The following is a 25,775-nucleotide window of genomic DNA, read 5'->3' as shown; positions in this document are numbered from 1 at the left end:
GTTGTCTCTGTTTTGTGGTGGGGGGTGTTGTTTTCTCTTGCGCCCCGCCCCGCCCCCCCCCCCCCCCGCGCGCGCCCCCCCCCCCCGCCCCCCCCCCCCGCCCCCCCCCCACCCCGCACCGCACCATCAGCACGGCCACCAGCCAGGAGGCGGCCAGGCCGGAGACCAGGGTGACCGTGCGCACCCCGAGCAGGGCCATCAAGTACGGCGAGATGACGCTGTAGTTGGCGGTGTGCACCCCGCCGTACCAGAACAGCCCGTACGCCGAACCCCCGTGCCGCGACGCGAAGTCCGCCCACGCCTGCTGGGCGGCGAGGTCACCCCCGCCCGTGGCGAGAAACACCCACCACACCGCGTACAGCGGGATGAGGGGCAGCGTGGCGAGCAACGGCAAGCGATGCCGGTGCCCGAAGGCACGCAGGGCATCGCTCGCGCGTCTCTCCTGACGCCGATCGGGCCTGGGGACGGTGAGTTCGGCAGGGACCACGGTCGAGGTTTCCGTTCGGCGTCATCGAGGTGCACGGCGGGGGCACGTGCGAAGACGATAAATCGAACAGAAACGTTGTCCAGGACCGGTCAGATCATTCCGGGGTGGTGGAGGCCCAGCCGACGAAGGTGGCGAAGGTGGCGGGGGTGAGGGTGAGGATCGGGCCCGCGGGGGTCTTGGAGTCGCGGACGGCGACGGTGGAATGGGCGGTCTCGGCTACTTCGACGCACTCGCCGCCCTGGTCGCCGCTGTAGCTGGACTTACGCCACTGGATCGTTGTCGGTATCGCCTTGCTCACCACAGCGCTCCTCCATCACCCGGCGAATCAGTGCCGCCGAGTCCTTGAGTGAGAGTGCGGCGGCCCGGAGATGATCGTAACGGAGCGAACAGTCTTTGACCTTCTCCGGGTTGGCGGTCGGATGCCCAGCGCCGTACCCCTCCGTGTAGACGATGGCCGGGTCCTTGTTGAAGTGGAAGAGGGTGAATGAGCCTTGGAGACCCGGGTGCGCTCCGACCGAGAACGGCAGCACCTGGACGTTGATCCGGGGATTGTCCTCGAAGGACAACAGGTGGGTCAGTTGGCCACGCATGGTCTCCCGTCCGCCGATCTCCTGACGGAGCGCTGCCTCGCTGAGGACGGTCCAGAAGACCGGCTGCTCCTCCTTCTCGAAGATGCGCTGGCGGGCGAGTCGCACGGCGGTTCGGTCGTCGAGGTCGGTCGGGTCGAGCGTGCCGAGCACGGCCCTGACGTAGGCGTCGGTCTGAAGCAGGCCGTGGATCATGTGGGTCTGGAAGGTACAGATCTCGACCGCGCGCCCCTCCAACTCGGCTACCTGTTGGAACCAGGCCGGCACCTGGCTGCGCATCACCAGGTCGACCAGGCGGGACAGTAACCCGCCCGTCCCCAGCGCGGCGTCGACCCGCTCGCTGAACTCAGGCGTCGGCAATTTGCGCGCGGTCTCGATCTGCCCGACCAGTGAGCCGGTGTAGTTGACGATGTCCCCGAGCTGCCGCTGCGTGAGACCGGCCGCCTCCCGATGGCGGCGCAACTCGAAGCCGTAGTAGTCGAGCGGTGAGGCGCCCGGGTCGAGGACGTTGACGTGGGTCATGTGAAGAGCCCCCTCTCGCACAACTCGGCCCACTGCGGGACCGGTTGTATCCGTTCCGTAGCCCACGGTAGTCGTCCGACGTCAGGCTCGTGCCGTGAACCAATTCTTTCTCTACCGGATGAGCTTCACGGCCGGCGCGCACTCGGCCCGGCACGTCCGCCGCATCGTCCGCTCGTACCTGCGCGAATGGGACCGCACCGACCTGGCAGAGGCCGTGGAACTCGGCGTGACCGAGCTGCTGGCCAACGTCGTACGCCATGTCCCGGACCGCCGCTGCACGTTGCTGTTGCTGCGGCAGGCGGGCGGTGGGGTCCGGGTGGAGGTGACGGACGGCAGTCCCCGGCACCCCGTCCTGGCCGCGCGGGTGAGCGACGACTCGGAGAGCGGGCGGGGGCTGGTACTGCTGGACGCGGTGGTGGACAAGTGGGGCGTGGGGCCGGGCCCCGGGGACGGCAAGACGGTGTGGTTCGAGTGCGGTGGGGCATCCCCCGCCCCGGGAGCGGGGGATGCCCGGTGATCACACCGCTGCCATGCGCCCCGTGATCGGGCAGGCGCCGGTCGCTGCCGCCGTGCCGAAGGCGGCGGTCCTGGCGGCGGGCGCCGTTCCCCCGATCTGCTGGAGAATCTCGTCGGAGAGCAGGTCTTCCCTGCCCTTCAGGGCGTCGGCGACCTTGAGGTCGGTGTTGAAGACCATCTCGGCGGCGACGTTGTCCTGGACGATGCGTGCCAGGTTGTCCAGGGCCACGAGTATCGGGTCCGAGGGCGTCTCCACGGTCGGCAGATCGATCAGATGCGTGTCCACCTTCGCCTGGTTCATGGTGCGGCGGATGATGATGGACGCCTGGTTCAGCTCGGACGTGGTCCAGATCGACAGCACCGTGACGTACAGGTCACTCCACGCCCTTTCGCCGATCAGCGTGCGCCACCGCTTCATCAGCCCTTCGATGCCGTTGATCTGCGCGGTGGCGGCGAAGGTCATGTTGACGCGGATGGACGGGTAGACGGTGGCGGCGAACCGGTTGAACGACACCATGTCGAAGGACCCGGCGTTGAGGGAGGCGTCGATGAACTTGACGGCCTCGCTCAGGATCTTGTCGCAGGAGTTCTCCAGATCGAGGGGGAGGTTCGCGGTGCCGAGCTTGGTGAGCGCCGTGTTCAGGGTGGTCCGGAAGCCGGTCAGCGGAGTGGTCCAGCCCTTGTCGCCGGGTGCCCTGGTGACGATCATGTCCAGGTCGTGCGGGTCGACGCGGTCCCCGTTCGGGATGTTGGGGACCTGATCGCTGAGGTAGGCGGCGAGCACGGAGTAGATGCCCAGGGGAACGTGGGCGATCGACTTGGCCAGTTCGAAGTATTCCGGGACCGGATCGACGGTCTCTGTCTGCTTGCCGCCGTTGATGAGGGTGAAGCGTCCGCCGCCCGCGTTGTTCTGGACGACGATGACCGGGCTGAGCTGCTTCGTCAGTTCGGTCTTGAGGGTTGCGTAGTGGGAACGCATCCCGGTGTTGACGGCGCGTATCGCGTTGCGTGCCGCCGTCTCGTCGGTCGCGGTGATTCCCGCCGTCGCCGCCGAGGCGGTGGAGGCCGACTGCCCGGTGAGCAGCGTTGCCGCCCCGACGGCCGACGCGGTACCCAGAAATCCTCTACGTGTTGCCATGCCCCGTCTTTCTTTAATGACTGAAAGCGCTTTGTGCGATGTGGGGGGTAACGGCGTGGGGGGAGATCAGGGTGGGGGGACCTCGGAGTGGGGTTTCCGAGGTGGGTCAGGTGGGTCAGGTGGTCTCAGGTCAGAGACTTCTGCGACGGAACCACGACGCCGTAGAGATCCTGGACCGTGGCGAGAGCCGCTTCGTGGACCTGCTGTGCGGGGACGCCGTTCGGGTCGCCCTTCAGCGGCAGCGGCCGGGTCGCGGAGGCGTCGGCGACCACGGTCGGCGCGTTGCCGTTGAGGAAGGCGCCCTGGGCGGTGAACAGGGTGCACATGTTCGTCATGAACCCGGTGACGATGACGTTCTTGTTCCCGGCCTTCTTGACCCGCTCGGCCAGGTCGGTGCCGTGGAAGGCGTTGGGGACGCTCTTCTCGACGACGGGCTCGCCCTTGGCCGGCTTGAGCGCGGGGATGATCTGGCCCGCCTTCGACTTCAGGTCGTAGCCCTTGTCGACGATGTGGATGACCGGCGTGCCCGCCTCGCGGGCCCGCTTCAGCAGGGCTTCGGCGTTGTCCACCGCGGGCTTCCACCCGTCGAGTTCCATCACACCCTCGGTGTAGGTGTTCTGGTAGTCGACGAGGATGAGTGTCGCGTCGGAGAGGGTGGCGGGAGTCTCGTCGAGACTGTTGAGCCGGCGGAGCGTCTTCGTGTCCTTCGCGACGTTCTCCCCGGTCGCGGAAGCCGACGGCGTGCTCTTGGCGGGGGCGGCTTCGGAACTACCGCCGCACGCGGTGGCGGTGGCCGCGAGAACGGCGGCGGTGCCGAGCGCGACGGCCGAGCGGAGCAGCTTCATCAGGAGATCTCCTTCTGGGACGGGACGACGACCCCGTACAGGTCGGCGATGGTGGCGAGGGCGCTGTAGTGCACCTGGCGGGCGTCCAGTTCGAGGCCCGCGACCGGCAGCGCGCGGGTGGCACTGGCGTCGGCCACAACGGTGGGACGGTTGCCGCGCAGGAAGGCACCCTGGGCGGTGAAGGCCACGCACATGTGCGTCATGAACCCGGCGAGGACGAGGTCGCTGTTGCCCGCCGCGTCGACGTGCCGGTCCAGATCCGTACCGACGAACGCGTTCGGCGCCTTCTTGACGACGACGGGCTCCCCGTCGAGCGGCGCGACGCTCGGGTGGATCGCGCCGATCTCGGCCTGGATGTCGTACGGGGTGCCCTCGCCGCCGTCGTTGACGACGTGGATGACCTTCGCGCCCTCCTGACGGGCCCGTGCCAGCAACTGGGCGCCGGCGTCGAGCGCGGCCTGCCAGCCGTCCAGCTCCATCACGCCGGTCGTGTAGGTGTTCTGGTAGTCGATCAGGACCAGGGTGGACTCGGCGAGCTTCGCGGGGGTGTCGTCGAAGCCGTTGAGCCGGCGCAGTGTCGTTCTGGGCATGGGAAACCGCCTGAGTCGCGTGTCGGGGGAGGCAGTTCACCGGTGCGGCGCCCTGTGCCTCTGTGCCTATGACGCTATGGCTCACCGCTGGGTGTCGGCAATGTCGTCTAACATGCAGAAACCGACATGGCATGAAGCGACTGTCGACTGTTGCCGAACGTGGAGGTCTCTTGAGCACCGTCGGACGACTGATCGTCATCGTCCTCTTCGAAGGCGTCGACCTGCTCGACGTCACCGGGCCACCGGAGGTGTTCTCCCTCGCGCGGCGCGAGACGGACGAAGCGGCGGGTTACGACGTCGTCCTTGCCGCCGAGACCATGGATCCGGTCACCACCGGCGCCGGGGTCCGCGTCCTGCCCGACACCACCTTCGACGAGCTGTCCGGGCTGCCCGCGAGGGGTATCGACACCCTGATCGTGCCCGGCGCCGTCGAGGTGGACGACCAACGCCGCGTGCACCCGCTCACCGACCCCGCGGTGGTGGAGCGGGTGAGCCAACTCGCCGACCGGACCCGGCGGGTGACGTCCGTCTGCGTCGGCGCGCACATCCTGGCAGCCGCCGGACTCCTCGACGGCAAGCGCGCCACCACCCACTGGTCGACCGCGCGGCAGCTCGCCGCCGATCATCCGGCCGTCGAGGTCGACGCCGATCCGATCTTCATCCGCGAAGGCGACGTGTGGACCGGCGCCGGGATCAGCGCGTGCCTGGACCTCTCACTCGCCCTCATCGCCGACGACCTCGGCGAGGCGGTCGCGTTGCGCGTCGCCCGGCAACTCGTGATGTACCTGAAGCGGCCGAGTGGGCAGAGTCAGTTCAGCGTCCCCCTGGAGCAGGTCTCCACGACACGGCGCATCGAGGATCTCCGCCACCACATCATGCGCAACATCGCCGAACCCCTCACCGTCGCGGACCTCGCCGCCCGCGTCCACGTCAGCGACCGCCAGCTCACCCGCATCTTCAAGACCGAACTCGGCACGACCCCGCACGCCTACATCGAGTCCGCCCGCGTCGAGGCGGCCCGCCACCAGCTCGAATCCACCGACGCGACCCTGGAACGCCTCGCCACCACCTGCGGCTTCGGCACCGTCGACACCCTGATCAGAGCCTTCCGCCGCCGACTCGCCACGACCCCGACGGAGTACCGCCGCCGGTTCCGGACGGGCCTTGGCTGAGTGACCCCGATCAGTCGAGTTCCCTGGGCCCGTAGTGCGCGGCTTCGGCTCCTGTCGCCAAGGCCCAGTAGCGGTCTCCGTGCGACCAGTGCCACCACTTCCCTGATACTTTGATGTGTTCAAGCGTCGGGAGGGGGATGAGCGTGAGTGAGTGGCATGTGGTGTGGGTGCCCGACTCTGGGCGGTGGGGGAACCTTCCCGAAGCCGGGGAGCTCGGGGTCGAGGACCTTCCGACGGCGGTCGAGCGGATCGGCTTGATGCCGGGTGATCCTGTCTTCATCGCTCCAGATTTCACCATCGACTCCGACCTGTTGGAGTTCGTTCTCTCGAAGCACTTCCGCTTCCTTGCCCGGGAGACGAAGCGGAACTACGCCACGGACATTCGGATCCTCCTGACCTTCCTGTCTTCGCGCGGGATCGACTGGCGCCGGGCCTCCGAGCAGGACCTGCTGAACTACCGGACCTGGCGCTGTAATGCTCCGCAGAATCCCGAGCGAATCAGCGGGTCGAAATGGAACCGTGAGGCCGCCGCCTTCACCCGCCTGTTCAAGTGGGCGAGGGTGAGCCCGCGGCCGGTGGACGCGTCCCGGCGGGATGACCGTGCGGCTGACTCGGTCAGTGCCCGGGTGTCGTGGCTGACACCGCGTACGTGGAGCTTGTGGTCGGACGTCGGTCTGCGCGGTCACGGCCGTGATGGGGTGCCGACTTGGGGATGGGATGCGCGGACTGAGGCCCGTAACACCTCGTTTGTCCAGTTCACCTTGAGTTCGGGGCTTCGGCGGCAGGAAGGCGGGTCGCTTTTGACGTTCGAGCTGCCCGCTCAGCGGTTGCAGCACGGGCGCTTCCAGCACGGCCAGCTCGCCGGGGCGGTGACCCGATCGAAGAACGGCCGTACCTTCTACACCTCGCTGGACACCCTTGGGCAGGTCGAGACCTACGTACAGTCGGAGCGTGCTTGGGCGGTGAAGCGCGCTCAGCAGGTAGGCCGTTACGAGCGGGTTGAGCAGATGCGCCTGGTCACGAAGGTGACCCGCGGCCGGGTACCGCAGGTTTTCTGGGTCGACCGAGATGGTGTTGAGGGCCGTCAGTACTTGACCCATCTGGGCTGGCGGGAACGGCAGTTGCTGTTCATCGAGGGCCCGGAGGGGCCGGAGCCGGCGTGGCTGTGGCTTACCGAGCAAGGCTTGCCGATGCTTCCCGACCGTTGGAACACGGTGTTCACCACGGCGAACCTGCGCTGCGAAGAAGTTCTGCTGCCCCCCGCCGAGCGGGAGGTGGGCCGCACCCTCCGAGCCGCAGAGGTCCGGGGCCGAACTCCGTACGCCACCCCTCACTCCACGCGTCACTCCTTCGCGCTCTACATGCTGATCGTGCTGAACCAGCTGATGGAGGCTCGTTTCGGATTGACCCATGCGGATCGCCGGGATTTCGCGATGCTGTTCGGTGATCCCTGGTGGCTGGTCAAGACCCTCCTCGGGCACGCGGACGTCGAGACGACCAAGCGTCATTACCTGGCTCCCGTCGCGCATCTGCAGCTCGAGTCGATCCTGGCGACGGCCGAGGCCGACGGACCCGACCGCGAGGTCGAGAACATCGACGGCGTGTTCGCGCGGCTCGCGAAGGAGTCGGCCGGGATCCAGGACATCGACGTTATTGTCGACCGGCTGCCAGTGGCCGCCCAGTGAGCCGCCGCGGGCGCCGGGCAGTCCTGCCGCCGGCCGACTTCACGACGGAGCCACCGCTTGCCACAAACGGACTGGTGGTCACCATTGTCAACAAGGCAGGCCATGGGAAGGACTTCGTCTTCTCCGACCTGCCGGTCGCGGAGCCGATGCAGCGCTCTATGGCAGCGGTGTTCGCTGCCCAGCGGGCGAAGTGGACGAGCCACTACAGCGCCACAGCCGCCTGGACCAGGCTGAAGGTGTTCGCCGAGTTCATCTCTGGTCTCGAGACCCCTCCCGAGGATCTGACCGGACTGGACGCGGCTGCGCTCAAGCGCTGGCGGCTGCGGAACATCAGCACGAACACCGGCCGAACCACGCTGCGGGTGGTGCATCGGATGCTCCGCAGCGACCCCCGATTGCGCGAAGGGCCGGTCGCGGAGGAGCTGGCCCGTCGTGTTCCCGGGCCGAAGCCCGCCAGGAAGTCCTACGACGAGGTGGAACGCGAGCAGGTGCTGCTGGCAGCGGGCCGTCAGTTCCGGGCTGCCTGGCTGAGAATCCGGGAGAACACCGATCTGCTGGAACAGTGGCGGGCGGGAGCCCTGGCCGAGGGCAGCTGTGACTGGCGGCTCGGTGAGACTCTGGATCATGTGGCTCGCGTCGGGGACGTCCCGCGCACGCAGTTGCCGAGCGGTGGGCAGGCCGTCACCAACCGGGGATTGCTGGGAGGCCGCGACAGTGAGCACACGTGGGGCCGACTCTTCCTGACCCGGTCGGAGCTGACGGCCCTGGCCGTGCTGCTGACCGATCGCTTCGGCTGGAACCTCTCCGTCTATGACCGTATGCCGGCCCCGACCAGGGCTCCGTCGGTCGCGGAGACGGCAAACGTGACCTACCAAGTACAGGTCGAGAAGCGCCGGGCCGGGAACGGCCGCTGGTTCTCCACGGAGAACATCACCGACTCCGGGGCCGACTCACCAGGGCGATTGATCACGCAGGCACTGCAGGCCACACTCCATGGCCGACTCCTGGCAGCACAACTGGCCCCGGGAACAGACCTGCTGATGACAGCCCGCGCGATTCGCCAGAATGGCGGACGCAGAGACATGGACCGTCCTCCGGCAGTCGGCCCGTTCGTGTTCGGGGTCTCGGGTGTTGAGGGGAAGTTCTGGGCGAGTGAACACAAGTTGAGCGGCTCGCCCTTCCGCCAGATCCGACGCACGACGGTGACCCGTGAGGGCAAGCCTCTCCAGCACACTCAGGGAACTCACGAGAGCGTCTACGTGCTGCCCGACCAGAAAGTCCGGCAAGCCTCACAGCAGATCTTCGAGGACGGCGCACTCGAGGCTCTGGACCAGGCGAAGAGAATCTTCTTCGGCGGCCACCTCGCCTTGGGGCCGGACCCGACCCACGGGCAGACCGCGACCGCGGACTGCGCGGATGAGACCACCACCGCCTGGCCTGCCCCTGATGGCGGCTGTGGAGCCGACTTCCTGCTCTGCCTCGCCTGCCCGAACGCACACGTCCACCCAGGTCACCACCCCCGCCTCGCCCTCCTCCTTGAACAGATCCAGAGCCTGCGGTCGGCGATGCCTGAGCACAGATGGCGCCAGCGCTGGTACGAGCACTGGCAGCGGCTCGACGACCTGGCGGACAAGGTCGGCCGCCCGTCCTGGGCTGCCGCTCGAGTACGGGCCAGCGACACCGACCGCACCCTGGTCGATCTCCTGCTGAAGGGACAACTTGCCTCATGAGACTCCCTCTTGCCTCGGACAGCGACCCCTATCTGCTGCCGATCCCCACTCCTGACAGCCCGGTCGTCCTTCCTCGGTGGATCAGCTCCAGGAATGCCAACCCCAACGGTCGTTACCAGGAGCCGGTCTGGCCGCTCGGGCCGCTCATCGACCGTCCCGGCGCCAGCCTGATCAAGATCCACTGGAGGAATTGCCCCGATCCGATGACAGGGCAGATCAAGCAGGTGACCTGGATTCTGCTGAACGGCCAGCTGCGTCCCACCTACCTCCAGAGCCGAGGGATTCGAGCCCGTTCCCGAGGCTCCGCCAATGAAATGCGGGAAACCTGCTACGAGTGGATGCGGCTCGGCCGTTGGCTGTACGCCGCTGGCGTCAAAGATCTGCATGCTGGCACCGACGACCACTGGGTTGCCTACATCACGGACCGTTTCCGTACCAATCCGACCCGGCACCACGCTGAGGAAACCCTGAGTCGCCTCACCGATCTGTGGGCATTCGATCAGCTCTGCACTCAGCCCATCGGCGTCACCCAACCACCTTGGGAGCGGGAAGGCGTCGACGACTATCTCCCATCCTCCACCCCGCAGGACACCGGCGAGAACACAACCGAGCCGCTTGATCCGACCGTGGTGAGTCCGCTACTGATGTGGGCAATCCGCATGGTCGACGAACTCGGGGACGACATCCTGGCCGCCTGGATGGATTGGCACCGCATGCAGCAGTTGGCCGCCACCAACCCGAGCTCGCCCGCAGCACTGGCCGCGCTGGATGACTACCTCTTGCCCCGACTCGCTGCGGGCACGGGCCTGCCGACCACCGAGTGGCGCGGCAAGACTGTCCTGGCCGCCACATTCATCGCGGCCACCGTCGGCTGCAGCGTCAACCAGGTCAGTGGCTTTCGACAACGCCATGAGCTCAGCACAGTGCAGCCAGGGCCCTGCCCGCTCCCGGTTCCGGTGACCGGGCGGATCAACGGCAAGCCCTGGCGTGAGCACCTCGACTTCAACGAGATCCCAACCCTGATGCGGCACTTGGCCACCGCCGCGATGATCGTCTGTCTCTACCTGACCGGTATGCGGCCGCAAGAAGTGCAAGGTCTGCAATCCGGATGCTGCCCCGATCCTGAAGACGGCGACCGCCATCTCATCCGCAGTCACCACTACAAGAACGTCACCGACGACGACCGGAACGTCTCGGCCGGTGAGGAACGGGACGTCCCCTGGGTCGCCATCACTCCGGTCGTCCGCGCGATCCGAGTCCTTGAACGCATGGTCCCCGAGGGCGAACTGCTCTTCAGTTCTGCCCATCACGACTTTGCCCGCGGCCGCCAGCGCGGCGGCGCCTTGAAGAACAGCAGCATGAACCAGCGGATCGAGGACTTCATCGCCTGGATCAACCGAGAGACCGAATCCCATGGGCTGCAGGACCAGGGCGTTCCCCAGGACCCTCACGGCGCCATCGGGCTCGGACGGTTCCGTCGGACCCTGGCATGGCACATCGCCCGCAGACCTGGCGGACTCGTCGCGCTCGCGATCCAGTACGGCCACATGCGTACCGTCCTCGACGCCCGGACTTCCAGCGGCTACGGCAGCCGAAGCCGCCGCGGCATCCACAGTGTCCTCGACGTCGAGACCGCCCTGGCCGCTGCCGACACCGCCGCGCGGCTGCGGGACCGCCTCGCCGCCGGCGAGAAGATTTCCGGGCCCGCCGCCCGACGAGCCCTCACCGCCACGGTCCAGGCGCCACGATTCGAGGGCCGTACCGTCACCCAGAAGTTCGCCAAGCAGGCCGCCGACTACCTGGCCCGCGACGGCCTGGTCCTCTTCGACAACCCAGACGCTTCCCTGATCTGCGTCTTCAAGCGCGACAACGCGCTCTGCGAACCAGGCCCCAACGCAACCGCCCCGAACCAGTTCGACTGCCGCCCAGGCTGCGGTAACGCGGTCCGCCTCGACAGTCACACAAGCGAATTGCTGGAGGACGCCGGACGCATCGACCAACTTGCCGCCCACGCTCCCCAGCCGTTGGCCGGGCGGCTGCGAGCCACCGCCGAGCTGCACCGCACCACCGCCGACACTCACCACGCCACTGCCCAACTCGTCGAGGACCTGTCATGACCGAGCAATCCACCGACGAGCGCACGCGTATCCGGGACGCTATCGACCGGCTTCTCGCCGGACAGCCCACGGCGTCGAACGGCGCGCTGACCATCGTCGCCCTCGCGGCCGAGGCCGGTGTTCACCGCATGGCCCTCCAGAAGCGTCACGCCGACCTGAAGAACGAGTTCTACGATCGCGTCCGCACCGAGACGAAGCAACTCCCCGAATCGGAAAGGCGACTTCGGAAAGCCGTCTCCGACCTCAAAGAAGCCGTTGCTACACAGAAGGCCGAGATCACAGCACTCCGACACCAAGTCACTCAACTCGCGCTGGCGAACGCCGTCCTCACCCTTCGGGCCAAGGAGCGGCCCTTGGGAGGGTCTCCGGACAATGTCGTCCCCCTCTACCCGACGGAAGAGTGACTGCACGACGTCCCCACCGTGCGCAGTTCGGGGCAACGCCTGTAGTGGACATCCCCCCTATTCCGTGGCGGCGGGATCTGGCAGGTTGTTCAGGCGCATACCGGGGTCGGTCGACTGTCGTTCCTTGGGCCTGCCCACCGCAGCGAGGACCAGGGTCGCTGCGACCGATGCGGCCGCCATCGACGTCATCGCCGCGGCCGGGGAGGTCAGCTGGGCCAGCGTGCCCGCGAGAAGGGCGCCGATTCCTTGGAAGGAGGCCATGCCGGTTGCGTGCAACCCGAGGGCCTGTCCCGCGAGGGCGTCGGGGGTGAGCGACATCAGGCGTTCCTGGAGGACCAGGCTCGCGGCGAAGCCGACGGAGGCGGCGGTGACTGCCACGGCCGACAGCGCCAGTCCCGGCTGCAGGACGAAGAACAGGTAAGGAACCGCCAGCAGGAGGCGCAGCGGCGTCGCGAGGCGAGGGCGCAGGGCGGGCGGTACGAGACGGCCCACGGCCAAGTCGCCCGCGAACATCCCGAGCGCGCCGAATGCGTAGAGCATGCCGGCCGCTTCGGGGGCGTAGGAGACATACAGTGAATCGCTGCCGACGATGAGGCCGTTGGGGACCCACAGGCCCAGATACGTCAGGCGGTGGTGGCGTGAGGACCACAGGAGGGCGTTGGTGCGCCAGGTCGCCGAGAGGGAGGGCCGACCGGCGGAGCGCGGTGGGCGGGCCGTGAGGCAGAGGTGGGTGACGAGGGCGGACAGTGCGTACAGCGCCGCCGCGAGGAGTAGGCAAGTCCGCGGGGAGAGGATCGCAAGGAGCGCGCCGCCCGTCGCGAAACCGGCCATTTGCGTCAGGCCCCAGAGCATGTTGAATACCGAACGGCCGAGGACATAGCCGTCCTTGGTCAGGATCTCGTTGAGCATCCCCCCGCGCACTCCGCCGCCCAGCGACGCGACCAGGCCCTGCAGGAGTACGACGGCGAAGACCGCCCAGACCGGCAGGCCGGGCAGTGCAAGGACCGTCGTACAGACTGCGAAGGAGAGGGCAAGGACGGACAGGACCGCGCGCGGGGGCAGTCGGTCGGCGGCCGAGAGCAGGAATGCGCCTCCCAGCAATTGCGTCAGCTGCGGTCCGAACATACTCACCGCCGACAGGAACGGCGACCCGGTTGCCCGGAAGACCAGAGTGGCGAGGGCCAGTCCGCCGATCGTCTGGGCCGCGGCGAAAGTGGCGAAGGAGAGCAGGAAAGGGGTGAACTCCGCGGTGCGGAACAGGGATCTGTAGGTGCGCATGAGCCGAAGTCTCCGAGCCTCCCGGGGCCGTGTGTACTGTTTCGGCGACACACGAAAGGTCGTACGGATGGGCTTGTGGCAGATCAACACCGACACCCTCGCCCGCAGCCGGTTCGTGCTCTCGCCGTTCGCCGAGGCCTTCGCGTGCCTGAGACTGCTGTACGCGGGGACCGGCGCCCATCCGGGCGAGGATGCCTGGCTGCGCGCGCATCTGCCTGGCTACCGTGCGTACCTCGCGGCCGACCCGGCTGCCGTGCCGCTCGTGCAGGCGGCCATCGGCACGTCCTGGATCGCCGACTTCTTCTGCCCCACCTCGTGCGCCGGGGAGAGCTTCGAGGAGACCGTGGCCCGGGTTCGAACGACCGATGCCGGGGAGGCACGGGCCAACCTCCGGGTGTCCCTGCGGGGACCGCTCCCCTCCGCCTTGGAGCGGGACGACCTGCCCGAGCGGGCGACCGCGCTCCTGACGCACGTCTGGGAGGAGACCGTCCGGCCGGACTGGGAGCGCCGGCAGCGCGTCATGGAGGCCGACATGGCCGCGCGGACCGCGCGAGTCAATCAAGGCGGCTGGGCGGCCGTCCTCGACTCGCTGAAGCCGGGGACGCGGTGGCTCGGGGAGAGCCGCTTCCAGGTCAACCCGAACGCGTATCCGCCGCGGGAACTCGCCGCCGCGTCCCAGCTGCTGTTCATGCCGGTCACGCCGAGGACCAGTTGGGTGTCGTGGGAGGGACGGGAGCGGTACGCAGTCGTCTACCCGTGTCTCGGGGTGCTCTCCGAGGACCACGACCGGCGGCCCGTCCCGGCCGGGCTCGGCGCGCTCATCGGGACCGCGCGGGCCCGGTTGCTGACGCTGCTCGCGACGCCCATGAGCACGACCCAACTGGTCGCCGTGACCGGGCTGGCACTGGGTTCGGTGGGCGGGCATCTGCGGGTGCTACTCGACGCGGGGATGGTGGAGCGGCGAAGGGCGGGGCGGTCGGTGCTGTACGTCCGGACGGCGGCAGGGGAGGTGCTCATGAGTGCATCCGGATCTGGTACCGGTGATCAGGTGCCGGAACGGGGTATCCACTGATGTCCGGCGGATTCAGGGACGGGGTCATGCCTCGCCCGCCGGAGCCACATCAAAGTCTCCTGATCGCCTGAGAAGCTGAACACAAGAACTTGACTGGGAACACCACTCCGTCGGGTAGTTGACGAGGCCCGCGGTAGTGAGTGCGGTGCCGAGAAGGGTGCGGTGGCAGCGGGCCTCGGCGCTGATGTTGTCGGCGTGCGTGTAGCAGGCGCCCGCGCTCTCCTCCGGAGTCGCGTTCATCCGCGTACCCATGTCGAGCTCGCGGCCCTCGGCGTCCGCGAGCGTCAGGTCGACGGCCGCGCCCGCGCTGTGGGGTGCTATCTCGGGCGGGGAGACGTAGCGGCTGGCCGCCGAGCGGAGCTGATCGGGGGACCAGTGAGGGTGTGCGGTGCGGAGCTGGGACGCGTACTTGTCGAAGTAGCGACGTTGGAGGGCGGGCGGACGGTAGCCCTCGACGAAGAGCAGCCGCAGTCCCGGCGGGAGCTGTGCCTGGGCTTCGAGGAGTCGGGTGAGCACCCCTTCCCGTAGGTGGAAGCAGGCGCCCGCGGAGTCCTGCCACTTGCGCCGGTCGGCCAGCAGAGCGCCACCCCGCCGCACGTCCACGAGCGGTTCGCCGCACTCCTGGACCGGCACGGCGGCGACCTTCGGGTCGGACATCAGAACGATCTCGGTCATGGCGTGATCATCTCGCAACTCGGTTGCCTGCCGGTCGGCTCGGCGGCGGTGCGTATACGCGGGCGTATACTTCCGGCATGAGCGATGCGATGATCCGGGTCCCTGCCGAAGTGCGGGACCGTTTGGCAGTGATCGCGGAGGCGCGGGGGACGTCGATCCGGTCCCTGGTGCAGGAGTTCGCGGAGTCGACGCTGACGGAGGAAGAGCGTCGGGAGCGGGCCGAGCGGGCGCGCGCCTATCTGGCCGAGAACTTCGGAGTCGAGGTGGGGGACGAGGAGAGCGCGGTCATGGGACGCAGGCTCCGGGAGGCGTTCGCCCGGCAGCAGGATGAGGCCGCGTGATCCTGCACCACCTGGTCCTCGACACGCCCACGCTGCTGGCGCTGTCGGGCAATCGACAGGTGTCCGCGCTGATCCACCGGGCCTATCTCGAGACAGAGACCCGCTTGTGGGTGCCGACCCTGTGTGTCCTGGAGGCGGAGCAGGAACTTCTCGGGATCGCCGAACATGTCGGACAACTGGACGTGATGCACACCGTTGACCTCGACTATCCAGCGGCGCTCGCGGTAGCTCGCCTGGGCCGCGACGGAGTGCCGTCGGGCATCGGCGCCGCGATCCACGCCGCTCGCCACCTGCCCGAGTGGGATGCGGACGCGCTGATCGCCACGGTGGCTCCGAAGGCGTACGAGGGGCGCGGCCTGCCCGTGCTGGACCTCAACCGCTGAGGCACCCGTCATCTGGGGCGGTTCGCCCTATCGGGGTCTGCGAAGGTGACCGGGGCCTCGAAGGCCGCTCTGCGGGTGGCGCGGCGCAGGGCCCGGAGGACCGGGGTGCCGAGGGTGAGCGTCAGGACGACCGTCATGGCGGCGCGGCCGCCGTCCCAGCCCAGTGACGTGGCCAGGCAGTAGGCGAGGAAGCGGGCCAGGTTGGAGGCGACCGACGCGTCCGGGTCGAAGGCGATGTTCGAGGCCAGGGTGTTCATGAAGGTCCAGCCCGCCAGGTTCATCACCGTGCCGTAGGCGAAGGCCGCCAGGAAGCCGTAGGCGGCCAGCATGAGCAGCTCCGCCCGGCCGCGCAGGCGGTCGGGGCCGGGCAGCAGGCCCGCGCCCATCGTGAACCAGCCCATCGCCAGCATCTGGAACGGCATCCACGGCCCCACCCCGCCCGTGAGCAGCGCGGACGCGAACATCGTGACCGAGCCGAGGACGAAGCCGAAGCCCGGACCGAGGACCCGGCCGCTGAGGACCATCAGGAAGAACATCGGTTCCAGACCGGCCGTCCCCGCGCCGATGGGGCGCAGGGCCGCGCCCGCCGCCGCCAGGACGCCGAGCATCGCCACGGCCTTCGGGCCCAGGCCCGACTCCGAGATCGTCGCCGCCACCACGGCCACCAGCAGCACCAGCAGGCCCGCGAACAGCCACGGCGCGTCCTGGGCGTGGGCGTTGAGGGAGGCGTCCGGCGGTGCCAGGAAGGGCCAGCCGAAGCCGGCCACGCCCACCGCGCTGACCAGGAGCAGTGCGGCGACCGAGCGAGGGCCCAGGCGGACGGCGCGGGCCTGGCGGTCGTGGGGGGCGGTGCCGCTTCCGGTCATGTCAGGGCCTCCCGTACCTGTGCCACCGTGAGCCACTTGCGGGGAGCCAGCACCTTCGCCACCTGCGGCGCGAAGGACGGGGAGGCCACCACCACGTCCGCCGCCGGGCCGTCGGCGATCACCTCGCCCTCCGCGAGCAGCACCACCCGGTGGGCCAGCTCGGCGGCCAGCTCCACGTCGTGCGTGGCCAGCACGATCGCGTGCCCCTCGGCCGCCAGGCCGCGCAGGATGCCGGCCAGCCGGGCCTTGGCCGCGTAGTCCAGGCCGCGCGTCGGTTCGTCCAGGAGGAGGAGGGGAGGGCGGGCCGTGAGGACGACGGACAGGGCGAGGGTGAGGCGCTGGCCCTCCGAGAGGTCGCGGGGGTGGGTGTCGTCCGTGACGCCGGGGAGCAGTTCGGTCAGCAGGGCGCGGCAGGTGCCGGGCGGCGCCTCGGCGTCCCGGTCGGCGGCCGCGCACTCGCCGGCGACGGTGTCGGCGTACAGCAGGTCCCGCGGCTCCTGCGGGACCAGGCCGACGCGGCGTACGAGGTCGCGGGGTGCCGTGCGGTGCGGCACGGCGTCGCCGGCCCGGACCGTCCCGGAGGACGGTGCGACGAGGCCGACGAGCGCGGAGAGGAGCGTCGACTTGCCCGCGCCGTTGCGGCCCATCAGGGCGACGGTCTCGCCGGGGGAGACGGTCAGGTCGATGTGGCGCAGGGCCTGGACGCGGTCGCGGCGCACGGCGAGGGAGCGGACCTCGGCGGCGTACGGGGTGGGGGTGGGGGTGGGGGTGGGGGTGGTGGATGGTTGCGGGGCTTTGGCGCCGCGGAGTCGTCGGCGACGGGGGGTTGCGCCGAGGGCGGGTGGTGCGGGCAGTACGGCCGTCGGTGGGGTGTGCTCCGGGATCTGGCGGTCGGCCAGACTTTCCCGCAGCGGGGCCGCGCGGCGGCGGGCGTCGCGGATCGTCAGCGGCAGCGGGGACCAGCCGGCCAGCCTGCCCAGACCCACGACCGGCGGATACACCGGGGACATCGCCATCACGTCCGCGGGGGCGCCGAGCACCGGCGCGGCGCCCGGGGCCGGGAGCAGCACGACCTGGTCGGCGTACTGGATGACCCGTTCCAGGCGGTGCTCGGCCATCAGGACCGTCGTACCGAGGTCGTGGACGAGGCGCTGGAGGACGGCCAGGACCTCCTCGGCGGCGGCGGGGTCCAGGGCGGACGTCGGCTCGTCCAGGACCAGCACGTCGGGGTGCGGGGTGAGGACCGAGCCGATGGCGACCCGCTGCTGCTGGCCGCCGGAGAGCGTGGCGATGGGGCGGGAGCGGAGGTCGGAGAGGCCCAGGAGGTCGAGGGTCTCCTCGACGCGGCGGCGCATCACGCCGGGGGCCAGGCCCAGCGACTCCATGCCGTAGGCGAGTTCGTCCTCGACGGTGTCCGTCACGAAGTGGGAGAGCGGGTCCTGGCCCACCGTGCCGACCACGTCGGCGAGTTCACGCGGCTTGTGGGTGCGGGTGTCGCGGCCGGCCACGGTGACCCGGCCGCGCAGCGTGCCGCCGGTGAAGTGCGGGACGAGGCCGCCGACCGCGCCGAGCACGGTGGACTTGCCGACACCCGACGGGCCCGCGAGGAGGACCAGTTCGCCCTCCGGGACCTCGAAGTCCACGCCTTGGACGGCGGGTTCGGTCGTTCCGTCGTACGTGACCGACACGTCCTCGAAGCGGATCACGACGGCTCCTTCGCGGCGGTCTCGGGTGCGGGGGTCTCGGGTGCGGGGGTGATGAACGCCGGGAGCAGGCCGACGAGGATTGCGGCCGCCGGCCACAGCGGGAGCGACGGCGCGACCAGCGGGACCACGCCCGGGTGCAGCGCCGCCGGGTCGCGGGCGGCGGCGAGGAACAGCGCCGCCGCGACGGCCACACCGGAGCCGGTGACCAGCCAGGCGCGGGCGTCCCAGCGGTCCGGGCGGTAGCGGGTGCGGACCGTCCGCCGTCCGCCGAGCCACAGGCCCGCGAGCGCGGCGGCGAGGCCGGCGACGAGGACGGGGATGCCGTACGTGCCGCCCGCGGCGGTCAGTAGCCCGTACGTCCCCGCGCAGACGCCGAGCAGGCCGCCCAGGGTGAGGGCGGCGGTGGTACGGCGGACAGCGGTGGGGACCTGGGCGGTACGGCCGTAGCCGCGGGCGTCCATCGCGGCGGCGAGCGCGACAGAGCGTTCCAGGGCGCCCTCAAGGACCGGGAGTCCGACCTGGAGCAGGCCGCGTACGCCCTTGTCGTGCCGGCCTCGCAGGCGGCGTGCGGCACGCAGGCGCTGGACGTCGGCGATGAGGTTCGGCGCGAAGGTGAGGGCGACGACGACGGCTACGCCCATCTCGTACAGGGCGCCGGGGAGGGACTTGAGGAGGCGGGAGGGGTTGGCGAGGGCGTTCGCGGCGCCGACGCAGATGAGGAGCGTGGCGAGCTTCATCGCGTCGTACAGGGCGAAGGTGAGGCCCTCGGCGGTGACCCGGCCGCCCAGGCGGATGCCCTGCGCCCAGTCGGGGAGGGGGACTTCGGGGAGCGTGACGAGGGTGTGGCTGCCGGGGATGGGGGAGCCGAGGACCGTGGTGAAGAGGAGGCGGATGACGAGGACGGCCAGGGCGAGCTTGACGAAGGCGCCGTAGGAACGGGACCAGGGGGCGTGAGGGCGGCGGGAGATCACGACGTAGGCGGAGACGGCGATGAGGAGGGCGAGGAGGAGGGGGTTGGTGGTGCGGGTGGCGGCGGTACCCAGGGAGAGGGCCCAGAGCCACCAGGCGCCGGGGTGGAGGGCGGCGGGGCGTCGGTGGGGGGTGGGCGCGCTCGCCCGCGGTCGCGCGGTGGCGGTGCGCTGGTGGCGGGGGGTGGGTGCGCTTGCCCGCGCTTGCGGGGTGCCGCCTCTCTGTGGGACGGGCGCCGCCCCAGCGGCACGACTGCCCGCAGACGGCGCGGCGCTGGTGTCTCCGGGCTCAGTCGCCGGCATTCCTGCGCCGCCTCGCCTGCCAGGCTGTCGCTCCGGCCAGGACCGCCACCACCGCTATGCCCGCGATCAGGCCGACGGACGGGCTGTCGTCGGCGGCGTCGTCCTGGGTGGCCTGCTGGTCCGGGGACGCGGTGGCCGTCGGGCCGGCTTCCCCCGACACCTGGTCACCGCAGCCCGACTTCGGGTAGCCCGCGATCGCGCACAGCAGGGCACTGGTGTTGTAGCGGAGCGGGCCCGCCACGTCGGCCAGGGCGTCGGCCGTCGTGGCGTCGGGAGCGACCTGGGCGCAGGCCGTGCGCGGAGCCGGCGGGGTCTCGCCGGACGAGGCGTCGGCCGCCGTACCGAAGTCGAGGACGAGGGCGACCCGCTTGCTGCCGTCCTCGGCCGGTGTCTTCGCGCAGATCGACGCGAAGTCCGCGGCGCCGCGCGGTTTTGCCGCGTCGCCCGAGTTCGCGCTCACCGCGAAGCGGAAGCCCTGGACGTCGCCGTCCGAGGGGCGGGCGAGGGACGGGCCCTGGGCGGCGTACACCCACTGGTCGCCGTCGCGGTCCCAGAAGGACCAGTAGCGGTAACCGGCGGCCTGCGCCTGGCCCGCGCTCCCGATCAGCAGGAACGCGGACAGCAAGAGGAGGACGACACGGCGGGTCACGGCTGCTGCTTCCGCTTGCGGCCGCTGAGCAGGAAGCCGATGCCGATGCCGAAGACCAGGCAGACGCCGACGAACCACCAGACGCCGAAGCCGGAGTCGTCCTTCTCGGCGTCCTCGTCCGCGGCCGTGTCGCTCGCCGTCGCGGAGTCGCTCACCTTCACTCCCTGGGGAGCCGGCCCCGTCGCGTTGAGTCCCTCCACCAGGTCCGTGCCGCCGAAGTCGCGCGGATCGGTGCCCGTGGCGTGGGCGGCGAAGATCAGCTGGGCGTAGGCGGACGGGCCGCTCTGCTTCGCCCATTTCGCGGCGTTCTTCTCCAGCCAGGCCAGCGGCTCGGCCGCCTTGTCCGCGCCGCCCTGTGCGGCGAGCGCGACGACCGCGTCGGCGGTGTTGCCGTAGTCGGGCTGGTCGGGGGAGCCGCCGAGGGCGGACTTGAGGTGGCCGTCCTTGGCGATGGCGGCGGTGAGGTACGCCGCGCCGTTCGCGGCGGCCTGCTCACGGTCGGGCTTGTCGGCGCAGGTGGCGGCGGCGGCCTTCTTGCCGGGCTCGGTGACCAGGCCCTTGCCGAGCGAGCCGAGGACGCCGGCGGCCGTGGCGTCGGCGTTGGGGAGCAGCTTGCCGTCCTTGTCGGGCTGGAAGGCGAAGGCGCCGTCGTCCTTGGAGCAGGAAAGGGCGAACGTCAGCAGGGCGTCGTACGGGGACTTGCCGCCCTTCGTGACCTTCGTGGGGTCGGTGTCCGTGGCGGTCAGGGCGCCGATGACGAGGGAGGTGGAGTTCGCGTCGCTGGGTCCGCCGGGGGCGTAGCCCCAGCCGCCGTCCTTGTTCTGGACGGACTTCAGCCAGTTCAGGGCGTCCTCGACGACGTCACCGCGTCCGCCGACGGCCCACAGTGCCTGGACCGCGGCGGCCGTCTGGTTGGTGTCGATCATGGTCTTGGCGTCGCACGCCTTGGCGGGGTCGGCGCGGAACGGGGCGAAGGCGCCGTTCGCGCACTGCTGACCGGTGAGCCAGTCCACCGCCTTCGGCGACGGGATCACGCCCACCGTGTCCTGCGCGAGCAGCGCGAGGGACTGGCGCCAGGCGCCGTCGAACTGGGGGTCGCCGGTGCCGAACAACGCGGCCGGCTTGGACGCGGAGGCGGACGGTGACGGGTCGGCGGCGACCGCGGGCGCGGCGGCGGCGCCGATCACTGCGGCGGCGGCCAGGACCGCGGCGCTGCCTCGACGGCGGACGTTCATGATCGGCGGGTGCCTTTCCCTGTGCGGGGCCGGGCAGCACGGGGCACCCCCGGCGGCTCGGCCCCGTATGCCTCGACGGTGCCCGTGCTCCGGCGGGCGCCGGGCACGTGAGCCGGTCACGTCCGTGCGGGGCATTCCGGCTGGCCGTCCGCGGAGGTCCCTGGGCGGGTCGCGGACGGTTCACGGTTGCGGGTCAGCGCCGGAATTACACCGGCTTCCCCCCGTACGGGTGATGACGACGCCGCCACTTTACCCGCCCGGGGCACGCGGGCCGAGGGGCGGCCGGGTGGGGGAGCGGAGGCGGGTGCGCGGGGGCGGGTGTGCGGGGGCGGGGCGTACTGCCCCTGCTGCGCTGACCGGCGGTGCGCCGGTCAGTTCGCGTCACGCGTGCGCCGCCGCCCGCCCCGGCCCGGTCTCCGTCAGGTCGAGGAGGCGGCAGACCGTTTCGATGTCCGCCCGTACCTGGGCGAGGGAGGCGCGGCCGGCGAGCCAGGTGATCAGGGTGGAGAGCCAGGTGTGTTCGATGACGCGGACCGCGGAGAGCTGGGCGGCCGTCGGGTTCTCCATGCCGCCGATCGCGTCCAGGATGATCGCGGTGGTCTGGCGGGAGACCTGGTCGACCTCGGGGGAGACGCTGCGGTCGGCGAAGGTCAGGGCGCGGGCCATCGCCTCGGCCAGCCGGGGTTCGCGTTGCAGCGCGCCGAAGGCCCGCATCAGGGTCTGGGCCACCCGGTCCCCGGCCGTCGCCCCGGCCGGCGGGCTCTTGCGCAGGGTGCCGTGCAGCCGCTCCAACTGGTCGTGCATGGTGGCGACCAGCAGATGCACCTTGGACGGGAAGTACCGGTACAGCGTGCCCAGGGCCACCTGCGACGACTCCGCGACCTCGCGCATCTGCACGGCCTCGAAACCGCCCCGGCAGGCCAGTTGGGCGGTCGCGTGCAGGATGCGGCGGCGGCGCTCCCGCTGCCGCTCGGTGAGGGGCGGGGAGGGGGAGAGGTGCTGCGGAGCGGTTGCCTCCGCTTCCGGGTTGTCCACCTTGGCCACCTTCTCCCCTTTCTCCCCGTCGTCCGTCCGGCACGGTAGCCCGGCGGAGTGCCGCGCCGTGGCGTGAATCACCTGATCCACTCGTCACAGGTCCGCTACCTGCCGGTAGATTCGGAGCCTCTGACGATCAAGTCTGAAACTTGTTCTAGATTAACGTCCCGGCGTAGTGTCGCGGGACAGTGCAGTGAGAAGGGGGCCCGGGAGTGACCGCTGAGGCCAGTGGGACGGGTCCCCGTCCGGAGCTCGCCGCCGACGGCCTGCGACCGCTCCGCATCGCACTCCTCACCTACAAGGGGAACCCGTTCTGCGGCGGCCAGGGCGTCTACGTCCGCCACCTCTCGCGGGAGCTGGCCCGCCTCGGCCACCGGGTCGAGGTCATCGGCGCCCAGCCCTATCCGGTCCTGGACGAGGCCCCCCTGGCCGGCGACCGGCTCTCCCTCACCGAGCTGCCCAGCCTCGACCTGTACCGCCAGCCCGACCCCTTCCGCACCCCGGGCCGCGGCGAGTACCGCGACTGGATCGACGCGGTCGAGGTCGGCACGATGTGGACCGGCGGGTTCCCGGAGCCCCTGACGTTCTCGCTGCGCGCCCGCCGCCATCTGCGCGCCCGCCGCGGCGACTTCGACGTCGTGCACGACAACCAGACGCTGGGGTACGGACTGCTCGGCGACGTCGGCGCGCCGCTCGTCACCACCATCCACCACCCCATCACCGTCGACCGGCAGCTGGAACTCGACGCCGCCGACGGCTGGAAGCGCCGGTACTCCGTACGCCGCTGGTACGCCTTCACCCGTATGCAGAAGCGCGTCGCGCGCCGCCTGCCCTCCGTGCTCACCGTCTCCGGCACCTCCCGTCAGGAGATCGTCGACCATCTCGGCGTACGGGACGACCGGATCCATGTCGTCCACATCGGCGCCGACACCGACCTGTTCTCGCCCGACCCGTCGGTGCCCCGGGTGCCGGGCCGGATCGTGACCACGTCCAGTGCGGACGTGCCGCTCAAGGGCCTGGTCTTCCTCGTCGAGGCGCTGGCGAAGGCGCGCACCGAGCACCCGCGCGCGCACCTCGTCGTCGTCGGCAAGCGGCCCGAGGAGGGGCCCGTCGCGCAGGCGATCGAGCGGTACGGCCTCGAAGGCGCCGTCGAGTTCGTCAAGGGCATCTCGGACGCCGAACTCGTCGACCTGGTGCGGTCGGCCGAGGTGGCGTGCGTGCCGTCGCTGTACGAGGGGTTCTCGCTGCCGGCCGCCGAGGCGATGGCGACGGGCACGGCGCTGCTGGCCACCACCGGCGGGGCCGTCCCCGAGGTCGCCGGACCCGACGGGGAGACCTGCCTCGCCGTGCCGCCGGGCGACGCGGACGCGCTGGCCGCCGGGCTGGGCCGGCTGCTCGGCGACCGGGAACTGCGCGTGCGGCTCGGCGCGGCCGGACGCGAGCGCGTGCTGCGGCGCTTCACCTGGGCCCGCGCCGCCGAGGGCACGGTCGCCCGCTACCGCGAGGCCGTCGGCCCCGCCCGGGCCACCCCGAGGCCCGCACCCGTGACCCCGACCACCACCAGTGACACCGGCGTCTACCCCGAAAGCAGGGCCACGTGCTGACCGTCGACTTCTCCCGGTTCCCGCTCGCCCCCGGCGACCGCGTACTGGACCTCGGCTGCGGCGCCGGCCGGCACGCGTTCGAGTGCTACCGGCGCGGGGCCCGGGTCGTCGCGCTGGACCGGAACACCGAGGAGATCCGCGAGGTCGCCAAGTGGTTCGCGGCGATGGAGGAGGCCGGCGAGGCCCCGGCCGGCGCCACCGCCACCGCGATGGAGGGCGACGCGCTGGCCCTGCCCTTCCCCGACGAGTCCTTCGACGTGGTCATCATCTCCGAGGTGATGGAGCACATCCACGACGACAAGGGCGTCCTCGCCGAGATGGTCCGGGTGCTCAGGCCGGGCGGCCGCATCGCGGTCACCGTCCCGCGCTACGGCCCCGAGAAGGTCTGCTGGACCCTCTCCGACGCCTACCACGAGGTCGAGGGCGGCCACATCCGCATCTACAAGGCCGACGAGCTCCTCACCCGCATCCGCGAGGCGGGGCTGCGGCCGTACGGCAGCCATCACGCGCACGCGCTGCACTCGCCGTACTGGTGGCTGAAGTGCGCGTTCGGCGTCGACAACGACAAGGCGCTACCGGTGCGGGCGTACCACAAGCTGCTGGTCTGGGACATCATGAAGAAGCCGCTGGCGACGCGGGTCGCCGAGCAGGCGCTGAACCCGCTGATCGGCAAGAGCTTCGTGGCGTACGCGACCAAGCCGCACCTGCCGCCGGTGGACGCCGCGTGACATCGCCCCGCAGTCCTCGCACGCCCCGCACCGAACACCTCGTCCTGCCCGGCGTCCTCACCGACGCCGAGGCCGCCGAGACCGTCCGCGGCATCCTCGCCGTGCAGCGCGAGGACGGGGCGATCCCGTGGTTCCGCGGGCACCATCTCGACCCGTGGGACCACGTCGAGGCGGCGATGGCCCTGGACGCGGCCGACGAGCACGAGGCCGCCGAGCGGGCGTACGCGTGGCTGGCCCGGCACCAGAACGCGGACGGCTCCTGGTACGCCGCCTACGCCGACGGGGACTTCGCCGACGTCACCGACCGCGGCCGGGAGACCAACTTCGTCGCCTACGTCGCCGTCGGCGTCTGGCACCACTACCTCGCCACCGGCGACGACACGTTCCTGGAGCGGATGTGGCCCGTCGTCCACGCGGCGGTCGAGTTCGTACTGCGGCTCCAGCAGCCCGGCGGACAGATCGGCTGGCGGCGCGACGACGACGGCACGGACACCACGGACGCGCTGCTGACCGGCAGTTCCTCCATCCACCACGCGCTGCGCTGCGCACTCGCGATCGCCGAGCAGCGTGAGGAGCCGCAGCCCGACTGGGAGTTGGCGGCGGGCGCGCTGCGGCACGCCATCCGGCGCCACCCGGAGCGGTTCCTGGACAAGGGCCGCTACTCGATGGACTGGTACTACCCGGTGCTGGGCGGCGCGCTGACCGGCACGGAGGCCAGGTCCCGTATCAAGGAGAGCTGGGACCGCTTCGTCGTCCCCGGCCTCGGCGTGCGCTGCGTCGTCCCCAACCCGTGGGTGACCGGCGGCGAATCGGCCGAACTCGCCCTCGCCCTGTGGGCGGTGGGCGAGTCCGACCACGCCCTGGAGATCCTCCAGTCCATCCAGCACCTGCGCGACCCCGACAGCGGCCTCTACTGGACGGGCTACGTCTTCGAGGACCAGGCCATCTGGCCGCGCGAACTGACCACCTGGACGGCAGGCTCCCTGCTCCTCGCCGTCGCCGCCCTCGGCGGCCACGAGGCCACCTGCCAGGTCTTCTCCGGCGACCACCTGCCTAGGGGCCTGGACCCGGACTGCTGCGTCTGAGCGCGCCGCGGCGCCGTACCCGGTCCTCGTCGAAGGCAAATGCTCAGCGGTGGC

The 25,775-nt window shown here is 70.6% G+C and carries 25 protein-coding genes, 2 pseudogenes and 1 riboswitch; of the genes and pseudogenes, 12 read left to right on the top strand and 15 right to left on the bottom strand.

Annotation, left to right across the window (positions count from 1 at the left end; all coding sequences use genetic code 11):
- From ACFWR9_RS22560 to ACFWR9_RS22550, 3 genes and pseudogenes are all read right to left on the bottom strand, one after another.
- Positions 1-487, bottom strand: a pseudogene (locus ACFWR9_RS22560) (hypothetical protein); the annotation flags it as partial.
- A 94-nt stretch (positions 488-581) separates the two neighbouring features.
- The gene (locus ACFWR9_RS22555; RefSeq protein ID WP_383845005.1) at positions 582-785 is read right to left on the bottom strand and encodes a DUF397 domain-containing protein; all 204 of its coding nucleotides are present in this window, start codon (positions 783-785) and stop codon (positions 582-584) included.
- Complete coding sequence (locus tag ACFWR9_RS22550) at positions 748-1,596, bottom strand: helix-turn-helix domain-containing protein (protein ID WP_383845003.1); 849 nt, start codon at positions 1,594-1,596, stop codon at positions 748-750. Before ACFWR9_RS22550 ends, ACFWR9_RS22555 begins: the two co-directional genes overlap by 38 nt.
- 118 nt (positions 1,597-1,714) lie before the next feature.
- On the opposite strand from ACFWR9_RS22550, the gene ACFWR9_RS22545 reads away from it, so the two are divergent.
- On the top strand, positions 1,715-2,113 hold the full coding sequence (locus ACFWR9_RS22545; RefSeq protein ID WP_383845051.1) for an ATP-binding protein: 399 nt from the start codon (positions 1,715-1,717) through the stop codon (positions 2,111-2,113).
- Here the strand turns inward: ACFWR9_RS22545 and ACFWR9_RS22540 are convergent, their stop codons facing one another.
- The 3 genes from ACFWR9_RS22540 to ACFWR9_RS22530 all read right to left on the bottom strand — a co-directional run bounded on the left by ACFWR9_RS22540 (position 2,114) and on the right by ACFWR9_RS22530 (position 4,685).
- Entirely contained in the window at positions 2,114-3,250 is a 1,137-nt protein-coding gene (locus tag ACFWR9_RS22540; protein WP_383845001.1) for a hypothetical protein, read from the bottom strand. It abuts the gene before it with no gap.
- 125 nt (positions 3,251-3,375) lie between these two features.
- Positions 3,376-4,095 (bottom strand): cysteine hydrolase family protein, encoded by a 720-nt coding sequence (locus ACFWR9_RS22535; RefSeq protein WP_383844999.1) that lies wholly within the window; start codon positions 4,093-4,095, stop codon positions 3,376-3,378.
- Positions 4,095-4,685 (bottom strand): cysteine hydrolase family protein, encoded by a 591-nt coding sequence (locus tag ACFWR9_RS22530; RefSeq protein WP_383844998.1) that lies wholly within the window; start codon positions 4,683-4,685, stop codon positions 4,095-4,097. The genes ACFWR9_RS22535 and ACFWR9_RS22530 overlap by 1 nt, the downstream gene beginning before the upstream one ends.
- A 170-nt stretch (positions 4,686-4,855) precedes the next feature.
- On the opposite strand from ACFWR9_RS22530, the gene ACFWR9_RS22525 reads away from it, so the two are divergent.
- The gene (locus ACFWR9_RS22525) at positions 4,856-5,857 is read left to right on the top strand and encodes a GlxA family transcriptional regulator (RefSeq protein ID WP_383844996.1); all 1,002 of its coding nucleotides are present in this window, start codon (positions 4,856-4,858) and stop codon (positions 5,855-5,857) included.
- A 10-nt stretch (positions 5,858-5,867) separates the two neighbouring features.
- Here ACFWR9_RS22525 and ACFWR9_RS22520 read toward each other — a convergent pair.
- Positions 5,868-5,957 (bottom strand): annotated as a pseudogene (locus ACFWR9_RS22520) (dipeptidase); the annotation flags it as partial.
- Positions 5,958-6,000: 43 nt separating this feature from the next.
- Here ACFWR9_RS22520 and ACFWR9_RS22515 point away from each other — a divergent pair.
- The 4 genes from ACFWR9_RS22515 to ACFWR9_RS22500 all read left to right on the top strand — a co-directional run bounded on the left by ACFWR9_RS22515 (position 6,001) and on the right by ACFWR9_RS22500 (position 11,793).
- The gene (locus ACFWR9_RS22515; RefSeq protein WP_383844994.1) at positions 6,001-7,542 is read left to right on the top strand and encodes a site-specific integrase; all 1,542 of its coding nucleotides are present in this window, start codon (positions 6,001-6,003) and stop codon (positions 7,540-7,542) included.
- Positions 7,543-7,616: 74 nt separating this feature from the next.
- Positions 7,617-9,272, top strand: a complete 1,656-nt coding sequence (locus ACFWR9_RS22510) for a hypothetical protein (RefSeq protein ID WP_383844992.1) — start codon at positions 7,617-7,619, stop codon at positions 9,270-9,272.
- The gene (locus ACFWR9_RS22505; protein ID WP_383844990.1) at positions 9,269-11,389 is read left to right on the top strand and encodes an integrase; all 2,121 of its coding nucleotides are present in this window, start codon (positions 9,269-9,271) and stop codon (positions 11,387-11,389) included. Before ACFWR9_RS22510 ends, ACFWR9_RS22505 begins: the two co-directional genes overlap by 4 nt.
- Positions 11,386-11,793 carry a hypothetical protein gene (locus tag ACFWR9_RS22500; protein WP_383844989.1) on the top strand — a complete coding sequence of 136 codons (408 nt, stop codon included), beginning with the start codon at positions 11,386-11,388 and terminating at the stop codon, positions 11,791-11,793. Before ACFWR9_RS22505 ends, ACFWR9_RS22500 begins: the two co-directional genes overlap by 4 nt.
- A gap of 57 nt (positions 11,794-11,850) precedes the next feature.
- Here the strand turns inward: ACFWR9_RS22500 and ACFWR9_RS22495 are convergent, their stop codons facing one another.
- Positions 11,851-13,071 carry an MFS transporter gene (locus ACFWR9_RS22495; RefSeq protein WP_383844987.1) on the bottom strand — a complete coding sequence of 407 codons (1,221 nt, stop codon included), beginning with the start codon at positions 13,069-13,071 and terminating at the stop codon, positions 11,851-11,853.
- Positions 13,072-13,138: 67 nt separating this feature from the next.
- Here ACFWR9_RS22495 and ACFWR9_RS22490 point away from each other — a divergent pair, with 67 nt between their 5' ends.
- On the top strand, positions 13,139-14,143 hold the full coding sequence (locus tag ACFWR9_RS22490; protein WP_383844985.1) for an ArsR/SmtB family transcription factor: 1,005 nt from the start codon (positions 13,139-13,141) through the stop codon (positions 14,141-14,143).
- 24 nt (positions 14,144-14,167) lie between these two features.
- On the opposite strand, the gene ACFWR9_RS22485 is transcribed toward ACFWR9_RS22490, so the two are convergent.
- Positions 14,168-14,818, bottom strand: a complete 651-nt coding sequence (locus ACFWR9_RS22485) for a M15 family metallopeptidase (RefSeq protein ID WP_383844983.1) — start codon at positions 14,816-14,818, stop codon at positions 14,168-14,170.
- A 77-nt stretch (positions 14,819-14,895) separates the two neighbouring features.
- Here ACFWR9_RS22485 and ACFWR9_RS22480 point away from each other — a divergent pair, with 77 nt between their 5' ends.
- Together ACFWR9_RS22480 and ACFWR9_RS22475 are read left to right on the top strand one after the other, a co-directional pair.
- Positions 14,896-15,159 carry a hypothetical protein gene (locus ACFWR9_RS22480; RefSeq protein WP_125495004.1) on the top strand — a complete coding sequence of 88 codons (264 nt, stop codon included), beginning with the start codon at positions 14,896-14,898 and terminating at the stop codon, positions 15,157-15,159.
- On the top strand, positions 15,156-15,542 hold the full coding sequence (locus ACFWR9_RS22475) for a hypothetical protein (RefSeq protein ID WP_383844981.1): 387 nt from the start codon (positions 15,156-15,158) through the stop codon (positions 15,540-15,542). Before ACFWR9_RS22480 ends, ACFWR9_RS22475 begins: the two co-directional genes overlap by 4 nt.
- 8 nt (positions 15,543-15,550) lie before the next feature.
- On the opposite strand, the gene ACFWR9_RS22470 is transcribed toward ACFWR9_RS22475, so the two are convergent.
- From ACFWR9_RS22470 to ACFWR9_RS22445, 6 genes are all read right to left on the bottom strand, one after another.
- On the bottom strand, positions 15,551-16,408 hold the full coding sequence (locus ACFWR9_RS22470; RefSeq protein WP_383844979.1) for an ECF transporter S component: 858 nt from the start codon (positions 16,406-16,408) through the stop codon (positions 15,551-15,553).
- Positions 16,405-18,114, bottom strand: a complete 1,710-nt coding sequence (locus tag ACFWR9_RS22465) for an ABC transporter ATP-binding protein (protein ID WP_383844977.1) — start codon at positions 18,112-18,114, stop codon at positions 16,405-16,407. The genes ACFWR9_RS22470 and ACFWR9_RS22465 overlap by 4 nt, the downstream gene beginning before the upstream one ends.
- Positions 18,111-19,385: an energy-coupling factor transporter transmembrane component T gene (locus ACFWR9_RS22460; protein ID WP_383844975.1), complete on the bottom strand. Its 1,275-nt coding sequence runs from the start codon at positions 19,383-19,385 to the stop codon at positions 18,111-18,113. Before ACFWR9_RS22460 ends, ACFWR9_RS22465 begins: the two co-directional genes overlap by 4 nt.
- Positions 19,372-20,034: an SCO2322 family protein gene (locus ACFWR9_RS22455; protein WP_383844973.1), complete on the bottom strand. Its 663-nt coding sequence runs from the start codon at positions 20,032-20,034 to the stop codon at positions 19,372-19,374. Before ACFWR9_RS22455 ends, ACFWR9_RS22460 begins: the two co-directional genes overlap by 14 nt.
- Positions 20,031-21,269, bottom strand: coding sequence for a prenyltransferase/squalene oxidase repeat-containing protein (locus ACFWR9_RS22450; RefSeq protein ID WP_383844971.1), 1,239 nt, complete (start codon positions 21,267-21,269; stop codon positions 20,031-20,033). Before ACFWR9_RS22450 ends, ACFWR9_RS22455 begins: the two co-directional genes overlap by 4 nt.
- A 129-nt stretch (positions 21,270-21,398) precedes the next feature.
- A riboswitch (cobalamin riboswitch) is annotated at positions 21,399-21,490 on the bottom strand.
- Positions 21,491-21,650: 160 nt separating this feature from the next.
- Positions 21,651-22,313, bottom strand: a complete 663-nt coding sequence (locus ACFWR9_RS22445) for a TetR family transcriptional regulator (protein WP_383844969.1) — start codon at positions 22,311-22,313, stop codon at positions 21,651-21,653.
- Positions 22,314-22,516: 203 nt separating this feature from the next.
- Between ACFWR9_RS22445 and ACFWR9_RS22440 the strand changes: the two genes are divergently transcribed.
- Genes ACFWR9_RS22440 through ACFWR9_RS22430 form a run of 3 tightly spaced genes read left to right on the top strand, consistent with a single transcriptional unit; the run spans position 22,517 to position 25,721 of the window.
- Entirely contained in the window at positions 22,517-23,908 is a 1,392-nt protein-coding gene (locus ACFWR9_RS22440) for a glycosyltransferase family 4 protein (protein WP_383844967.1), read from the top strand.
- Positions 23,902-24,636 (top strand): class I SAM-dependent methyltransferase, encoded by a 735-nt coding sequence (locus tag ACFWR9_RS22435; RefSeq protein ID WP_383844965.1) that lies wholly within the window; start codon positions 23,902-23,904, stop codon positions 24,634-24,636. Before ACFWR9_RS22440 ends, ACFWR9_RS22435 begins: the two co-directional genes overlap by 7 nt.
- Positions 24,633-25,721 carry a prenyltransferase gene (locus ACFWR9_RS22430; protein WP_383844964.1) on the top strand — a complete coding sequence of 363 codons (1,089 nt, stop codon included), beginning with the start codon at positions 24,633-24,635 and terminating at the stop codon, positions 25,719-25,721. The genes ACFWR9_RS22435 and ACFWR9_RS22430 overlap by 4 nt, the downstream gene beginning before the upstream one ends.
- Positions 25,722-25,775: the final 54 nt, after the last annotated feature.

The organism is Streptomyces sp. NPDC058534 (assembly GCF_042717365.1).
Taxonomy (GTDB): domain Bacteria; phylum Actinomycetota; class Actinomycetes; order Streptomycetales; family Streptomycetaceae; genus Streptomyces.
The sequence above is the reverse complement of the archived record's forward strand: the minus strand, read 5'-3'. Positions and strand labels throughout refer to the sequence as shown.

Excerpts from the sequence above, each read along its gene's own strand:
- ACFWR9_RS22495 (WP_383844987.1), bottom strand. The coding sequence starts at position 13,071 with ATGCGCACCTACAGATCCCTGTTCCGCACCGCGGAGTTCACCCCTTTC.
- ACFWR9_RS22500 (WP_383844989.1), top strand. The coding sequence starts at position 11,386 with ATGACCGAGCAATCCACCGACGAGCGCACGCGTATCCGGGACGCTATC.
- ACFWR9_RS22505 (WP_383844990.1), top strand. The coding sequence starts at position 9,269 with ATGAGACTCCCTCTTGCCTCGGACAGCGACCCCTATCTGCTGCCGATC.
- ACFWR9_RS22530 (WP_383844998.1), bottom strand. The coding sequence starts at position 4,685 with ATGCCCAGAACGACACTGCGCCGGCTCAACGGCTTCGACGACACCCCC.
- ACFWR9_RS22450 (WP_383844971.1), bottom strand. The coding sequence starts at position 21,269 with ATGAACGTCCGCCGTCGAGGCAGCGCCGCGGTCCTGGCCGCCGCCGCA.
- ACFWR9_RS22470 (WP_383844979.1), bottom strand. The coding sequence starts at position 16,408 with ATGACCGGAAGCGGCACCGCCCCCCACGACCGCCAGGCCCGCGCCGTC.
- ACFWR9_RS22535 (WP_383844999.1), bottom strand. The coding sequence starts at position 4,095 with ATGAAGCTGCTCCGCTCGGCCGTCGCGCTCGGCACCGCCGCCGTTCTC.
- ACFWR9_RS22485 (WP_383844983.1), bottom strand. The coding sequence starts at position 14,818 with ATGACCGAGATCGTTCTGATGTCCGACCCGAAGGTCGCCGCCGTGCCG.
- ACFWR9_RS22460 (WP_383844975.1), bottom strand. The coding sequence starts at position 19,385 with ATGCCGGCGACTGAGCCCGGAGACACCAGCGCCGCGCCGTCTGCGGGC.
- ACFWR9_RS22545 (WP_383845051.1), top strand. The coding sequence starts at position 1,715 with ATGAGCTTCACGGCCGGCGCGCACTCGGCCCGGCACGTCCGCCGCATC.
- ACFWR9_RS22550 (WP_383845003.1), bottom strand. The coding sequence starts at position 1,596 with ATGACCCACGTCAACGTCCTCGACCCGGGCGCCTCACCGCTCGACTAC.
- ACFWR9_RS22480 (WP_125495004.1), top strand. The coding sequence starts at position 14,896 with ATGAGCGATGCGATGATCCGGGTCCCTGCCGAAGTGCGGGACCGTTTG.
- ACFWR9_RS22490 (WP_383844985.1), top strand. The coding sequence starts at position 13,139 with ATGGGCTTGTGGCAGATCAACACCGACACCCTCGCCCGCAGCCGGTTC.
- ACFWR9_RS22540 (WP_383845001.1), bottom strand. The coding sequence starts at position 3,250 with ATGGCAACACGTAGAGGATTTCTGGGTACCGCGTCGGCCGTCGGGGCG.